The sequence below is a fragment of the Sphaerobacter thermophilus DSM 20745 genome (genome assembly GCF_000024985.1).
Classification (GTDB): domain Bacteria; phylum Chloroflexota; class Chloroflexia; order Thermomicrobiales; family Thermomicrobiaceae; genus Sphaerobacter; species Sphaerobacter thermophilus.
The window spans coordinates 1613381-1627961 of the sequence record NC_013523.1; the positions used below are offsets into that span (position 1 = coordinate 1613381).

The 14581-nt window shown below is 68.9% G+C and carries 16 protein-coding genes and 1 riboswitch; of the genes, 9 read left to right on the forward strand and 7 right to left on the reverse strand.

Features of this window, described 5'->3' with window-relative positions:
• Positions 1–82: 82 nt before the first annotated feature.
• The 7 genes from STHE_RS19195 to STHE_RS07445 all read right to left on the reverse strand — a co-directional run bounded on the left by STHE_RS19195 (position 83) and on the right by STHE_RS07445 (position 9363).
• Positions 83–934 (reverse strand): MetQ/NlpA family ABC transporter substrate-binding protein, encoded by an 852-nt coding sequence (locus STHE_RS19195; protein WP_041398920.1) that lies wholly within the window; start codon positions 932–934, stop codon positions 83–85.
• A 78-nt stretch (positions 935–1012) separates the two neighbouring features.
• The gene (locus STHE_RS19200; RefSeq protein ID WP_012871950.1) at positions 1013–1669 is read right to left on the reverse strand and encodes a methionine ABC transporter permease; all 657 of its coding nucleotides are present in this window, start codon (positions 1667–1669) and stop codon (positions 1013–1015) included.
• Complete coding sequence (locus STHE_RS07425; RefSeq protein WP_012871951.1) at positions 1669–2646, reverse strand: methionine ABC transporter ATP-binding protein; 978 nt, start codon at positions 2644–2646, stop codon at positions 1669–1671. The genes STHE_RS19200 and STHE_RS07425 overlap by 1 nt, the downstream gene beginning before the upstream one ends.
• A 345-nt stretch (positions 2647–2991) precedes the next feature.
• A riboswitch (SAM riboswitch) is annotated at positions 2992–3097 on the reverse strand.
• Positions 3098–3309: 212 nt separating this feature from the next.
• A complete protein-coding gene (locus STHE_RS07430; protein WP_245534851.1) occupies positions 3310–4407 on the reverse strand; it encodes an ABC transporter substrate-binding protein in 1098 nt (365 codons plus the stop codon).
• Between the two features lie 325 nt (positions 4408–4732).
• A complete protein-coding gene (locus tag STHE_RS07435; RefSeq protein ID WP_012871954.1) occupies positions 4733–5497 on the reverse strand; it encodes an enoyl-CoA hydratase/isomerase family protein in 765 nt (254 codons plus the stop codon).
• A 27-nt stretch (positions 5498–5524) separates the two neighbouring features.
• On the reverse strand, positions 5525–7774 hold the full coding sequence (locus STHE_RS07440; protein WP_012871955.1) for a 3-hydroxyacyl-CoA dehydrogenase family protein: 2250 nt from the start codon (positions 7772–7774) through the stop codon (positions 5525–5527).
• Positions 7771–9363 (reverse strand): long-chain fatty acid--CoA ligase, encoded by a 1593-nt coding sequence (locus tag STHE_RS07445; protein ID WP_012871956.1) that lies wholly within the window; start codon positions 9361–9363, stop codon positions 7771–7773. Before STHE_RS07445 ends, STHE_RS07440 begins: the two co-directional genes overlap by 4 nt.
• A 667-nt stretch (positions 9364–10030) precedes the next feature.
• On the opposite strand from STHE_RS07445, the gene STHE_RS07450 reads away from it, so the two are divergent.
• The 9 genes from STHE_RS07450 to STHE_RS07490 all read left to right on the forward strand — a co-directional run bounded on the left by STHE_RS07450 (position 10031) and on the right by STHE_RS07490 (position 14247).
• On the forward strand, positions 10031–10288 hold the full coding sequence (locus STHE_RS07450; protein WP_012871957.1) for a hypothetical protein: 258 nt from the start codon (positions 10031–10033) through the stop codon (positions 10286–10288).
• A complete protein-coding gene (locus tag STHE_RS17890) occupies positions 10281–11657 on the forward strand; it encodes a bifunctional DNA primase/polymerase (protein ID WP_012871958.1) in 1377 nt (458 codons plus the stop codon). Before STHE_RS07450 ends, STHE_RS17890 begins: the two co-directional genes overlap by 8 nt.
• A 71-nt stretch (positions 11658–11728) precedes the next feature.
• The gene (locus STHE_RS07460) at positions 11729–11917 is read left to right on the forward strand and encodes a hypothetical protein (protein WP_148219930.1); all 189 of its coding nucleotides are present in this window, start codon (positions 11729–11731) and stop codon (positions 11915–11917) included.
• On the forward strand, positions 11914–12222 hold the full coding sequence (locus tag STHE_RS07465) for a hypothetical protein (RefSeq protein WP_012871960.1): 309 nt from the start codon (positions 11914–11916) through the stop codon (positions 12220–12222). The genes STHE_RS07460 and STHE_RS07465 overlap by 4 nt, the downstream gene beginning before the upstream one ends.
• A gap of 3 nt (positions 12223–12225) precedes the next feature.
• Complete coding sequence (locus tag STHE_RS07470) at positions 12226–12795, forward strand: hypothetical protein (protein WP_012871961.1); 570 nt, start codon at positions 12226–12228, stop codon at positions 12793–12795.
• Positions 12796–12862: 67 nt separating this feature from the next.
• A complete protein-coding gene (locus STHE_RS07475) occupies positions 12863–13252 on the forward strand; it encodes a hypothetical protein (protein WP_012871962.1) in 390 nt (129 codons plus the stop codon).
• Positions 13242–13535 carry a hypothetical protein gene (locus tag STHE_RS07480; protein ID WP_012871963.1) on the forward strand — a complete coding sequence of 98 codons (294 nt, stop codon included), beginning with the start codon at positions 13242–13244 and terminating at the stop codon, positions 13533–13535. Before STHE_RS07475 ends, STHE_RS07480 begins: the two co-directional genes overlap by 11 nt.
• On the forward strand, positions 13532–13951 hold the full coding sequence (locus STHE_RS07485) for a hypothetical protein (protein ID WP_012871964.1): 420 nt from the start codon (positions 13532–13534) through the stop codon (positions 13949–13951). Before STHE_RS07480 ends, STHE_RS07485 begins: the two co-directional genes overlap by 4 nt.
• Complete coding sequence (locus tag STHE_RS07490; RefSeq protein WP_012871965.1) at positions 13948–14247, forward strand: hypothetical protein; 300 nt, start codon at positions 13948–13950, stop codon at positions 14245–14247. The genes STHE_RS07485 and STHE_RS07490 overlap by 4 nt, the downstream gene beginning before the upstream one ends.
• Positions 14248–14581 lie beyond the last annotated feature (334 nt).

Genomic DNA, 14581 nt, shown 5'->3' on the forward strand with positions numbered 1-14581 from the left:
CGTGCCATGAGACACGAGAACGCCCCGGCACGTCGTTGGAGCATCACCGACGGCACGCCGGGGCGTCGTGCTTCCAACCAATCTAGAAGGCAGCCACCACCGAGCCCTCGTACTTCTCGTTGATGAAGTCCCGCACCTCGTCCCGGTTCAGGAGTTCAGCAAGAACCTTCACCGCCGGGTCGTTCTCATGGCCACGGAGGACCGCCAGCACGTTGGCATAGGGGTTGTCGATCGCGGACTCGCGGATGATGGCATCGTCCTTCGGCTTGAACCCGGCCGTCATCGCGTAGTTCCCGTTGATCACCGCCAGATCAACATCGTCGAGCGCGCGCGGGATCTGTGCCGCCTCCAACTCGCGTATGGTGAGGTTCTTCGGGTTGTCGACGATGTCCCGGACAGTCGGCGTCAGGCCGACGCCTTCTTTCAGCGTGATCAGCCCCTCGGACTGGAGCAGCAGCAGCGCCCGCCCACCGTTCGTGGCGTCGTTGGGAATTGCGATCTCGGCACCATCCGGCAGCTCGTCGATGCTCTTGATCTTCTTAGAGTACGCACCGATCGGGTTGATGTGGACCGGCACGACCGCCACGAGATCGATGCCATGCTGCTTCGCGAAGTCCTCCATGTAGGGGACGTGCTGAAAGAAATTGGCGTCCAGCTCGCCGTCTCGGAGTGCGAGGTTCGGGGCCACGTAGTCGGTAAACTCGATGATCTCGAGTTCCAGTCCCGCCTGAGGCGCCAGGTTCTCCTGGACAAAGCGCAGGATGTCGCCGGCCGGAACCGGGGTGACACCCACCCGAAGCCGCAGCGGCGTGTTCTCGGCGGCCACGGCGGCGTTATCGCTCTGGTTCGATGTTGCGTCGTCGCCACCGCACGCTGTCAGGACCAGACTCACCACAAGAATCAGAGCGAGGACCGCGTTTCTTGTTCGACTCATTGGAGAACTCACATCCCTCTCAAGTTCTTGACTTCCACCGTGCGCCGAGTCCCGCACGAGCACCCGGCGTCCGCCTCCTCAGCGGTGCTGGAGCCGCGCTGCGATTCGGTCTCCGACCCCCTGGACCACCTGCACCAGGATGATCAGCGTGACGACCGTGGCCACCATCACGTCGGTCTCGAAGCGTTGGTAGCCATAGCGGATCGCCAGGTCACCCAAGCCGCCGCCGCCGATCGCACCGGCCATGGCCGAGTGACCGATCAAGCCGATGAGTGTTATCGTCAGCCCGCGGACCAACCCGGGTAGCGCCTCGGGGATTAGCACTTTGGCCACGACTTGCCAGGAGTTGCAGCCCACCGCCTGCGCCATCTCGATCAGCCCCCGGTCCACCTCGCGCAGTGCGGTCTCTGCCACCCGCGCGTAGAAGGGGATCGCGGCGATGGAGAGCGGCACGATCGCGGCGGTACTGCCGAGCGACGTCTTGACGATGGCCCGCGTGACCGGGATCAGCGCGACCATCAGGATGATGAAGGGGATTGAGCGCCCCAGGTTGACGATGCCGCTGAGCACACGGTTGACCAGGGGCGCCGGGAAGAGGCCACCGCGATCCGTAGCGATCAGCAGCACTCCGATCGGGAGCCCGCCGAGCACCGCAATCACGGCCGATACGCTGACCATGTAGAGCGTGGCGAACAGCGCTTCCCGGAGCGACGGCCACAGATCGAACCAGCCCATTAGTGCACCTCCACGCCCAGGCCCTGGCCGCGGAGCCATTCCAGGGCTTCGTCGATCCGGTCCCCACTCAGCGCGACCTGGAGTTGACCGATCCGTTCGCCCTGCACCAGCTCAATGCTGCCACTCAGCACGTTCACGTCGACCGAGAACTGCCGGACGAGCGTCGTCATCACCGGCGCATCGGCGGCAGCCCCGACGAACGTCAACGTCGCGAGCAGACCATCGGGCCGATTGCCGTTGAGCGCCGGGCGTGGGAAGAGCGTCGTCGCCAGGTGCGATCCCGGTCGGCTCGCAAGTTCCGCCACAGTGCCGGACTCGACGATCCGACCGGCCTCGAGGACGGCCACGCGGTGGCAGATCTCCTTGACGACCCCCATCTCGTGGGTGATGAGGAGGATCGTCAAGCCGAGCCGCTGGTTCAGGTCACGCAGCAGTGCCAGGATCGACTGAGTCGTCTCGGGGTCGAGCGCCGACGTCGCCTCATCGGAGAGGAGCACCGCCGGCTCAGCCGCAAGCGCCCGCGCGATGCCGACCCGCTGCTTCTGGCCGCCGGAGAGTTGGGCTGGGTAGGCATCTGCCCGGTCCTCCAGCCCCACCAGGGCGAGCAGTTCCGCCACACGCCGTTGCCGCTCGCGGCGGGGATAGCCCATGACTTCGAGCGGCAGCGCGACGTTCTCGGCGACCGTCCGCGAGCTGAGCAGGTTGAAGTGCTGGAAGATCATGCCAATGCGCTGGCGCGCACGGCGCAACTCAGCGCCCCGCAACCGGGTCATGTCCTGACCGTTGACCCGGACCACCCCGGAGGTCGGTCGCTCCAGGAGGTTGACGCAGCGGATCAGCGTGCTCTTTCCCGCGCCGCTCTGCCCGACGACGCCGAAGATCTCGCCGGGTCGGACCGTCAGGCTAACGCCGTCCAGCGCGACCACCGTCCGGTCCCGCTGGCGATACTCTTTCCGTAGGTTCTCGATTTCGATCACCGATAGCGGTCTCCTCCCTCAAACGCACACCAGACCCGTTCGCGGCACAGCACGGCCCTGCACGGCCGCGTGACGCCTCCGCGAAGCTCGGTGCGATATTCGGTTCGGTCAGCGGGAACGACCGTTGTCGGCCGACGTGGAGCGCGGCCGATCGGGATTAGGGCGGCGCTGGGGAGTGCGGAGCGCTGATCGAGGCGACCACGATTCCCCTACCTCCTCCTTAGGACACGAGGCAATACGCCAGCCTGCGCGGACGCGGCGCTGGAGTATCACCACAACGCGGACACATCTTGTCGTGGGGTACAAAAAACCCCACACAACGGTGGAGGGGTAGCAGGACTTCTACGCTCATCGTGCGGACATCTCGTCCGCCGGCATTGGCACCTGGCGCGCCGAGCGCGCTGGTTGCCGGGCTTCGCAGGGCCGGTCCCTCCACCACTCTGGATGAGCGTAGGTGGTATTCACTTGTCGGCCGGGAGAATACTCCGGCGCGCCAGAATTGTCAAGGAGACAGGGACGGCAGGTGCGTGTTCCCGCACGACCGACGCCAGTAACATGCGCTCCTCGATGCCACCGCGCCGACCGCCCCGACGCCTGCCGCCCCTGCCATCCCTGGCGGTTTGGCAACCGCAGGCTGCCCCGGCGGGACAGGCCCACTCGGGTCTAGTACGAAAGGTCGTCGACGTCCGGGACCTCGCCGATCACGACATTGCCGAGGCTGCCGTCCTCAAGCCGCTCCACCCGTCGGATAACCACTTTCATGATCACATGCTGCGTCTCGGGGTGGAAGCGGAACTCGCCCATAGGTCCAGTGAACTGGACGTTGCGCAGCGCCTCGAGGAAGGCCGGCTTGTCCTCGATCGCCCCACCCGTGGCATCGAGCGCCTCGGCGATGACGCGGATCGCGAGGTAGCCCTGGTACTCGAGCTGCCCCGGCAGATGCCCGTAGCGCTCCCGGAACTGCTCGACGAACGCCTTGTTCTCGGGCGAGTCGTAGAGCGGTGCGTAGTTGTTGGACGTGACGATGTCCAGCGCGGCATCGCCGATCTGATCGAGGTACGCCTCGTCGGTGAGCTCACCGCCGCCGAAGAGCGGGAAGGCATCCCGCACCCCGAACTCGGCGTACTGGGTCACAAAGCGCACCGCGTCGGCGCTGCCGTACCAAGCCCAGACGGCATCGGCGTCGGCTTGCAGGATCCGCTGCAGGTACGGTCCGTAGTCTTGCGTGTGCAGCGGCGCGAGCACCTCGTCCACCACGGTGCCGCCGGCTTCCTCGAAGTGGCGTCGGAAGACCTCCAACCGCTCCTGGCCTGCCGCGTAGTCGAGCGTCGTCAACACGATCCGCCGGTATCCCAGGTTCTCGTATGCCCACGGTGCCAGCGGTGCGTCGTACTGTCCGTTGGCGTAGGAGACACGGAAGATGTACGGGCTCCGCAGTGCCGGATCGCGGGTCAACGTGGAGAGCGCCGCGTTGGAGATCACCCAGGGCGTTTCGCTCTCGACAATGATGTCGCGGACCGCCGCGGCCTCGTTGCTGAGGGTCACGCCAGTGATAATGTGAACGTTCTCCCGCTGCAGCAGCTCGCGAACCTTATTGATCGCCTGCTCGGGGTTCCCGCTAGAATCCGCGGTGATGATCTCGATGGGTCGGCCGCCGGCCTCGCCACCGATTTCGTCCAGGGCGAACTCCATCCCCTCGGTCAAGCTCCGCCCAAGCGAGGCGAAGTCACCCGTCAGGATAAGGACGGCACCAACCCGCACCGGTTCCGAGCTCGAGGGCGTCGCCGGAGTGGGCGACCCGGTAGCTGCTGTCGGGCTGGCACTTGCTGCGGCAGCCGTGGTCGGGCTGGCACTTGCTGCGGCAGCCGTGGTCGGGCTGGGTGTCGTCTCCTCGCCTCCGCCACACGCCGTCAACAGCCCACCCAACGTGAGACCGGACAATCCGGCGATGAACTGGCGACGAGTGATCCGATTCACAGTCCAATCCCCCCCTCTCACTGCTACCAATTCCCCGACTCTCGTGTCAGAAAACGGGAGCAGTGCGGCGCCCGAAGCACTGCACCAGCACGGGTCTGACAACCAGTCCTCAGGATGATCGACGCTGGCGCCGCTCGAGGAATGCCCGGATCGCGCCCTGCGCCTCTTCCGTCTCAAAGACGCGCAGGAAGTGCTCGCGCTCGAAGGCCACTCCGGCATCCCACGGCATTTCCCGCCCGAGCCGGATCGCTGCCTTGGCAGCCTTCGTCGCGGCGGGCGAGTAGCTCGCGATCTCATTCGCGAGGGCCATCGCTTCGTCGAAGTACCGGTCCGCCGGCACGACACGGTTCACCAGCCCCAGGCGCAGCGCTTCCTCAGCCGAGACCTCTCGGCCGGTCAAGACCATCTCCATCGCCAGCGGCTTGCTCAAGCGTCGGGCCAGGTGCTGGGTCCCGCCAGCGCCGGGGATCAGCCCGAGGCGAACCTCGGGGCTTGCGAAGCGTGCCGTCTCCGATGCCACGATGAGGTCGCACGCGAGCGCGAGCTCGAAGCCGCCTCCGAAAACGTAGCCCGACACGGCGGCGATCATCGGCTTATCGAAGCCCCAGATCGTCGCCCACTGCGGGCGATCGGAACTTGCCCCGGTCAGATCCCGGGTTGTCACGCTCGCGAAGACATCGACGTCGGCGCCGACAGAGAACGCGCGCTCGCTTCCGGCCAGTACGACGACACGCACCTCGTCGTCGGCGCGTGCGTCCTCCAGTGCGCCGGCGATCTCGCGCATCATCTGCGGGTTGATCGCGTTCAGCTTCTCGGGCCGGTTCAGTCGAATGACGAGGACGTGTCCCGTTCGCTCCGTCAGGATCGTCTCCATCCTTCGCTCCCGCTCCTTGAGCCGGTTCTACCGTCGCCGTGCCGTGGCCTCGCGCACCACCGTTTGCAGTCGCGCCGGCACCTCGCCGTCGCGGAGCGCGCGTGTCCACGCCTCCCCCTCATGCGCCAGCGCCTCCGCGATTGAAACTCCACCCGCGAGGTGCGCGACAGCCTGTTCCCAGACCTCCCGGGTTGCAGGTGGGAGGTTGGCCTGAGCAGTGATTTCAGTCACCAGTGTGCGGAGGCTGGTCTGTCCACCTTCTCCCAGCGCCAGGAGCTTCACCGGCCGCGCCCGAACGCTGCTTGCCAGCGTTGCACCCACCGCGCGGGCCGTCTCCAGCAGGCCGTCGCGGTCCAGGCTCACTACATCACCGGGAGAGAGTACGCCCAACCGCTGCGCCCGGGCGGCCGACGGGATCGACACAGCTTGCGCCGGGCTGAACCACTGAAGCCCGACAGGCTCCGACGTAGGCCGATCCTCCCCGGTTGTGGCACCTCCCACCGCCGGGCTCCCAGGAATGGTGACCCCGCGTACCAGCAGACCGGTCACGCTGCCGAGTGGCGGCACCCCGCCCGCCAGCTCGGGGAAGCCGAGGACGCTCGTGACGTAGGCGACCGTCCGATCCGCCCACAGCGCACAAGTGGTCGCGGCACCACGCACCTGTCCATCGAGTACGACGACGAACGGAATTCCCGACTCAGCGAGCGCCAGAATCCCGCGTCGCACCCCAGCGATGACGTCCTCAACCCCTTGCCAGTCGCCCGCCTCGGCAAGCTCCAGCATTCGGCCGTACGGATATCCCAGGCCCTCCAAACGTGGGACGAGGGCGAGCGCCTGCGGCCACGTCGCGCGGGTTGCCGAGTTGATCAGCTCCTGGAGCTGGTCGATAGCCGACACACGCACGGCGACCACACCGTCGCCCAGATCGTAGACCCCGCGCCGCTCTAGCTCTGCCCAGACACGCGCCTGCCGATCGCGACCAGCCGTCGAGACGGCATCGAGCGGGATCACGTCATCTCTCGCGATCTCCAAGACACCGCCCTCTGGGTAGAAGCCACCGTGCTTCCGCGCCCGCGTGAGCAGCCCAGGCTCACCGTGGTCCGCGCTCGCGATGAGTTCGGCAACCAGATCAGGGCCAAGCGCGCTCATCTGACGATACGGACCGGCCGCCCAGCCGAAGCCCCACTCCAGGGCGCGATCGACTGCCGGCAGATCCACCGCGACGTCTGGCGTCTTTTCGAGGACGTAGCGGTAGGTTCCGCCCAGAAGGGCACGGACGTAGGCGCCGTACGGGTCAGGCAGCCGGATCGCGGCCCGCAACCGCTCGGGGAAAGGCTGACTATGCACCTCCGCCAGCCCTGGGATCTCCGGCTCCCGGTACGGCCGATACGTGCCGGTCTCAACGTCGAGCGAGAGCTGACGATCACCGTCACGGCGGAAGAAACCGCCGCCCGTCTTGTCCCCAAGGTGCCCTTCGTCGAACAGCCGCCTGACCCAGGGCGGCAGTGAGTAGTCGTCGCCGGTCGACTCGTGCAAGCTCCCAGTGCCCAGCACCAGGATGTCCAGACCCGTCAGGTCGATCGTGCGGAACGTCGCGGAGCGCGGACGACCGAGCAACGGTCCGGTGAGGGCATCGACCTCCTCCACCGTCAGACCGATCTCGCCGGTCAGGCGGATGGCGAGTGCCAGTGAGTAGATACCGAACCGGTTAGCCACGAAGCCCGGACTGTCGCGCACCACCAGAGCCCGGCGGCCGAGCCGGCGCTCCAGGAAGCGAACAAACCAGTCGAAGCGTGCTCGGTCAGCCTCCGGTAGACACGCCACCTCAGTCAGCAACAGCGCGCGCGGCGGGTTGAAGAAGTGTGTGGCGAAGAAACGCTCGCGCCAGGAGGCCGCCTCCTCAGGGAAGAGCGACGCCAGGGCGAAGGTGGACGTATTCGTGGTGATGAGCGTGTCCGAACCGACAACGTCGATGAGGGACCGGAAGAACGCCCGCTTCGTCTCGCGATCCTCGACAATGGCCTCCAGGATCCAGTCGCAGTCAGCCAGCAGTGATAGGTGCTCGTCGGTGTTCCCCACCGTCACGCGCCCCACGGCGTCTGGGTCCAGGAACGCCCGGTTGGACACGGCGCGTTCCAGTCCACGCTGCGCGGGCGCATTCGGCTCGTCGTCGCCACGGACATCGAGGAGCACGACTTCCAGGCCGGCCGACGCGACCAGCCCGGCGATCGCACCACCCATCGATCCGGCACCGACGATCCCGACTCGGCGAATCACGCGTCCTCCTCCCACACCTGATCCCGGTAACGTGCGCGGAGCTCCGCCTTCGCGAGCTTCCCGGTCGATGTCTTGGCGAGCTCATCTACAAAGAGGATCTTGTCCGGCAGCCACCACTTGACGAATCGCTCCGCCAGGAATGCACGTAGCTCCTCGGCCGTCGCCTGCTGCCCCTGTCGTACGACCACCAGCGCGATCGGTCGCTCCTGCCACCGCTCATGCGGGACGCCGATCACCGCCGCCTCCTCCACGGCGGGGTGCTCGACCAATGCGGCCTCGAGCTCGAGCGAGCTGATCCATTCGCCGCCCGACTTGATCAGGTCCTTGGCCCGGTCCACGATCTTGATGTAGCCCTCTTCGTCGATGACCGCCACATCGCCCGTTGCCAGCCAGCCGTCGTGGAACGACTCAGCACTCTCACCCAGGTAGTAGCTCGTCGCGATCCAGGGACCACGGACTTGTAGCTCGCCGACGCTCTTCCCGTCCCACGGCGCCTCGCGACCATCGTCACCGACAACGCGGGCTTCGACAAAGGGAGCGGGCAGCCCCTGTTTGGCCAGCCAGGTGTAGCGCTCCTCGGGCGGGAACTGATCGAGCTTGACATGTGCCTGGAATCCAAGCAGCACCTCGGTCATACCCCACCCGTGGATGGCCGTCATGCCCAGCCGCTCCAGGCGGCGCAGAAGTGCCTCGGGAGCCGCGCTGCCACCGAGGACCGCACGCAGCCGCGGCGACAGGGACCATAGCCCCGGATTGGCCTCCATCAGGTTCGCGATGTCGTGCCACACCGTCGGGACACCGGCCGCGAAGGTTGCTTGCTCGCCGGACATCAGGTCGAGCATGTCCCGGGCGTGAGGTCGTGGACCGGGCATCACGACGCGCGCGCCGACCAGCAGCGCCGCGTACGGCAACGCCCAGCCGGCGACGTGGAACATCGGCACCGACATCAGGATGCAATCGTCACGGCTGATGGCGAACGAAATGGTCGAGGTCAGCGCCAGCGACGCCATCGCCAGTTGGCCGTGCGTCCAGAGCACCCCCTTCGGCCGACCCGTCGTGCCCGACGTATAGCAGAGGAACGCCGGCGTATCGGGAGCCATCCGTTCCCTGCCCACGTCGGCGCTCCCGACGGTCAGCAGATCGTCGTATCGCTCGTACCCCGCGCCGTTGGGCGGCTCCCCGACGACGAACACACGCTCCAGCCGCACCTCGTCGCGGAAGGCCTCGAACACGGGGAGAAGCGACGCGTCCACGATCAGGAACCGGTCCTCGGCATGGTTGACGACATGTGCCAGATCCGGTGGGTTCAGCCGCAGATTCAGGGTATGGATAACCCCGCCGACCGCCGGGATGGCGTAATAAGCCTCAAGGTGAGCCGTGCGATTCCACAGGAGCGTGGCAACTCGATCCCCGGGTTGCAACCCGGCACGACGTAGCCTCTCGGCCAGTTGCGCAGCGCGCCCCAGCGTCTCGCGATACGTGCTCTGGCGGATACTCCCGTCGTCAAGGCGTTCGACGATCTCCTGTTTCGGAAACAGTCGCGCCGCCCGGTCGAATACAGCATTGACCGTCAACGTCGGCCCAAGCATCCGCGTTCCTCCCGCGATCCGTGTCGGTCACCTCTCGATGATTTCATAGTAGTGCAACTCGCTAATCCGGTCCACCACCGAGCGGCGACGCACGCGGCGCCCAGGCTCCACCCGATAGCTGTCCTGAGTGCGGCGACGTATAGGTCTCGGGGGATCGTCGTTCCCCAACGCGCTGAGGACTGCGCTGAGCGTTTCGCACCTGTCGCTCGGCACCTGTGCCGAATGCGCAGGGCACGACGTTCGGCGAGAGAGGGGCTTGATGCCCCGGACGCTGAGAAGGGAACTCCCGGAACGAAGACAAATCGCGGCGGGGCTTACCCCGCCGCGATTGCCCGATTATCCCGTTCGCCGGTACTACCCGCGAGCCGCGGCGGCGCGACGGACGGCTTCCGGTGCGCCGTGGCAGTTCTTGTCGTGTTGGACACAATACGCTCGTGCTGCGATGGACGGACCGCGACCTGGCCGCTGCGGACTAGAACATGCGTCTTGCACGTACACAGTGTGCGTGCTATAATGACCCATAACGTAGTGTGTGCGCGGTCCCAACCGGAGATACGCGCGGGCCGATGCTACTGCCGTGAGGGGGCCGCAAGCGCACCGACCGTAACCGGATACTGCCAGGTTCCCGCGGGCGGTTGACGGCGGTCGGGCATGGTGGAGGTCTGCCATGTCCGATCGACTGTCGGCTGCCCGCGCTGCGCTAGAGTCCCTGCCCCCCGACGAGCTCCGCGCGCGCAAGCAGCGCGCCGCCTACGCCTCTCGCGCGGCCCGTCGCCAGATGCGCGACGAGGCCATCACCGTCACGATCCGCCCCGCCCACATGCTGACCCCGGCCCAGCTCGCTGCGTGGCGGGAGCTGTGGCGCGTGCTGCTCGCGCCGGAGCCCGAGTCCGAGCGCGGAGGGGAGGGCCGGGGCGATGCCTAGACACGCCGGCGCCCCGGCCGGGACTCCGGGGCGCGCGCGCTGCGACGGTCTGCTGGGGGATCGTCGCGACGATGATACCACATCCGCTGTCCTGCCCACCACCGGCATGGTGCGTCATGCCCTGGCCTACGCGGCTCGGGGCTGGCCCGTCTTCGCGCTGGCGCCGCGCGCGAAGGTGCCGCTAGCGCGCTCGCGCGGGCACCACGACGCGACTACCGACGCGCGGGCGGTGCGCGAGTGGTGGGCGCTGTGGCCCGACGCCAACATCGGTATCGCGCTCGGGGGCGGGCGCCTGGTGGTGCTGGACGTCGACCGCCGCCATGGCGGAGACGCCACGCTCGCGGCCGTGGAGCGCGAGTACGAGCCGCTGCCGCCCGCGCCCGCGGTGCGGACCGGGGACGGGCTGCATCTCTATTACGCGGCGGGCGGGCGGCCCGTCCCCACGCGCGTACTCGGGCCGGGGCTAGAGCTGCGGGGCGACGGCGCGTACGTCGTCGCCCCGCCGTCCATCCACCCGAGCGGCACCCGGTACCAGTGGGCCGATGGGCGGATGCCCGACGCGCTGCCGCCGCTGCCGCTGTGGCTGCTGGCGCTGACGCGACACAACCTGACCGTGCCGGCAGGCGAGCGGGACACCGAGCCAGCAGCGGGGACGGGCGCGGTGACGGGGCTGGGGGCGGCCCTCGCGCGCCTCCTGAGCGACCCGGCCGTCCTGCCGCGCGTGCTCCCGCTGCTGGGGATCCCGCCCGACGCCAACCCCGACCGGTCCCGGGCGTTCCGCTGCCCGCTCGGGTGCGACGACCGGCATCCGAGCGCGTCCCTCTGGCGGCATCCCGAGACGGGCACGGTGCTGGTCAGGTCCTGGCACCGCTGCCGGGGGCTGGAGTACCTGACGCTGCCGATGGTCTACGCCGGGCAGCGCGGCCGGGGCTGGCGCTGGCTCCGTGGGGCGGCGTTGGCGGCGTGGTCGCTGCGTCTCTTGCGCGACGCTGGCGTCGTCTGGGTACCGGCTCCCCCGCCACACCTGCTGCACGCACCGGCCGCGGCGGCGGCCGTCTGGCACGCCTTCGGGCTCACCGTGGCGGCCGCCGAGATGGCAGGCGACACCGGCGGCGTGGCGTTCGCGCGCCGCTACGGCGTGGAGCTGACCGGGCTGCCGGAGCACGAGTATCGGGCCGGGTGGGACTGGCTCCGCGCGCATGGGTACGTCGTGCAGGCGTCCGCGCGCGCCGGCCGCCGCCCCGCATTGTGGGCGCCCGCTACCACCACCACCCCCACCACACGGAGAGAGACGGGCCTCGCCCTAAGGGAATATTCTCTTAGGGTGGAGCCTCGTGATGCTGGATGGCCTGCGGGTGGTGTGGCGTGAGCGGCGGCGGGCGCGGCGCAAGGGTGACGCTGGCGAGCGCGACGCGGCGCAACGGTGAGGAGGTGAGGACGGTGGTCTGTGTGATTCGCGCTGAACACGACCCGAAGCGGCCGGACGGGGAGCGCGGCACCGGCCGCGGCTGGGTGGTGGCCTGTCCGACGTGCGGCAAGTCGCGCGTCGTGACCCGCGCGGAGATCGTGAGCGGCGACTGGATGCGCTGCCCGCACTGCGAGGATGCGCGAGAGGAGGGCGGGGCGTGAGCCGGGGACCGGGCGCGCTGGACGCGATCCACCGCGTGGCCGCGCTGTCGCCGGAGCGGGCGCTGCTGGCGGCCGTGATCCGGCAGGCGGCCCAAGATGCCGCACGGGGCGATGCTGAGGCGGCGGCCTGGCTGCGTTCCGAGACGTGCCGGGCGTGGCTTCAGCTGATCGCCCCGGACGGGGTCGACGTCGACCAGGTGCATGCGCGGCTGCTGGCCCGGCTGCCCACGCGGGCGCCGCCGGGGGCCCCCACGCAGCGGGGCTACGGATGGGCGTTGGCAACGACTAGCGACCGAAAGGGGTGAGTCATGGACCTCGACACGTTGGTGGAGCAGGCGAAGGAGCTGCGGGCCACGTACCAGACCAAGGCGAACGAGATCCGCCGGGATCGGGACCTGACGCCGGAGGCGCAGCGGCGGCAACTCAAGCAGCTGCACGAGGCCCACGCTGAGGCGATGGCCGCCCTGCGACGCCAGGCCGACGCGGCGATCCAAGCCGCGCGCCAGCGTCTGCGGCGGGCGGCGTTCGGGGCGGATCCCGGCCAGGTGGATAGCTACCGCGGCGCGATCCAGATTGCCGAGCGGGCGGCCGATCAGAACGAGCTGCAACGCACCTTGCGCCGGGCGGAAGACACCGGCGACGAGGTCCTGGCGAAGGCGGCCGCCCTGATCGCCGCCGAACGGGGCTACCGCGCCGTGCTGGACGCCTACCTCACCACCCGGCCGCAGATGGCCCAGGCCGTCGGCGAGCTGGCCGACTTCGAGGAGAGGGTCGGCGATCCGGGCTGGCGGTTCGCCCTCCGGAGCAACTTCGCGGCCGCGCCGCGCCCGGTCGAGCTGGACCAGCCGGCGCCCGTCGTGGAGATGCGACCGGCGTAACCCACGGTGCCGGGCGCCTCCGCCATGGGGCGCCCGGCGTCACCGGGCGGAAGCACAGGAGGAAGCAATGGCTACTAGATCCGACCAATGCACGGCAACCCGCCGGGACGGCGGGCGCTGCACGGCCCGCGCACTGCCCGGGCGGCCGTACTGCTTCGCGCACGACCCCGAGCTGCAAGCGGAGCGGACCGAGGCGCGCCGGCGGGGCGGCCGCAACCGGGCGAAGGTCGTGCGGCTGCGGCGCCTCGTGCCGCCGCGCCTGCTGCCCGTCTTCGACCAGCTCGAACAGGCGCTGAGGGACGTGCTAGGCGGCTCGCTGGAACCGCGCCGGGCGATGGCCGCGGCCAGCGTGGCGCGGGCGCTGGTAGACGTGCTGCAGGCGGGCGAGCTCGAAGAGCGGTTGCGCAAGCTGGAAGAGGCCGCTCAGGGCGAGGACGTGGGGCGCCGTGTCTCGTGATCTGCGTCGTCGGCTTGAGCGGCTGGAGGCGGCGCTGGAGCACCGGCCGGGCGTCTACATCCTGCTGCTCCCGGGCGGCCGCCGGCGCGCGGTGGATGTGGGGGCGCTCCTGGACGTCGGGGAGGCCCTGATGGCCTTGCGTTCCGGCGATGCCGAGTGGGCGGAGCAGGCCCCACTGGACCTGGGCCTCGCGCGGGACCTGGCCGCGTCGGAGGCTGAACCGGGCGAGGGCGCGCTCTTCGGCGCGATTCGGCAGTGGTGTCGCGAGGAGGTGGAGAAGTGAGTGCAGCGCCTGAGCCGGCCGCGACCCGGGACCCGTACTGGTCGCTACAGCGGGTGCGTCGGGCGCTCCTGGACTATCACTACTTCCGGCTTAGGATCCGACCGCCGCGCCCGGACCGTCCCGTCCGACGGGGGCGTCGGCCCGCTTACGACGGTGAGAAAGTCCGCGTCGAGATCAAGGCGGACCTTGACCGCGCGCTGGCCTGGCTCGCCCAGGTCGATAACGACCCGGAAGCGGCCGCGGCGATCTGGGCCGTCTTCTGCGATCCCGCGCTGATGCGGGAGAGCCTCTTCATCCGGATCAACGCCGTGGGCGACGCGGAGGGCGTCGGCTGGCGCGACGTCTACCAGCGCATCGCGCGGGGAATCGAGCAGATGACCCGCTTCCTGGCTGAGGACGAAGGAGGGGCACCATGAGTGACACCGACGTGCAGATCGACCGCGCGATCGACGCCGCCCTGGCGGCCGCTGAGGGCAATGTCGGGCCGTACGACGCGCTGGCACCGGCAGAGCAGGACCTGGCCCTGACGCTGAGCTGCCGGCTGCTGCGGGCGGTCTGCGACGACGTGGCGCGGCGCCTGGCCGAGGGCACGCTCGCACCGGACCCGGCCTGGCCGGCGGTGCTGGCGGGCGCTCGGCAGGTGATCGCCCAGGCGGCCGCCCTCGGGCTGCCAGTCGGTGAACAGCCGAATCCGGCGGCCGATGCGGCCTGACGGGCGCGGGCTGGTTCGGCTGCGTTCCCGGCCATTCGTGCCGACATGCGCAGGAAGGCGGCCAAAGTGCGGCCGATTGCGACGACGGCGATGGGCGGGGAAGGGGAGGTCGTGCGGATAAGAGTTGTTATCCGCAAATCCCGGCCGGCGGCCGCTGCCCGAGTGACCGCGGCCTGGCCGATTGGACATTCAGTACGCGCGTCGGGGCTCCCCTTTTTTGATTGCGACAGATGCCGCCACTTGACACGCGTTATTTGGCCCCAGGACGGGCGATCGCGGGGCTACGAGACTGTTTACCTTGCGCGCTCAGATCGCGGCGTATCGGGCCGCCTGG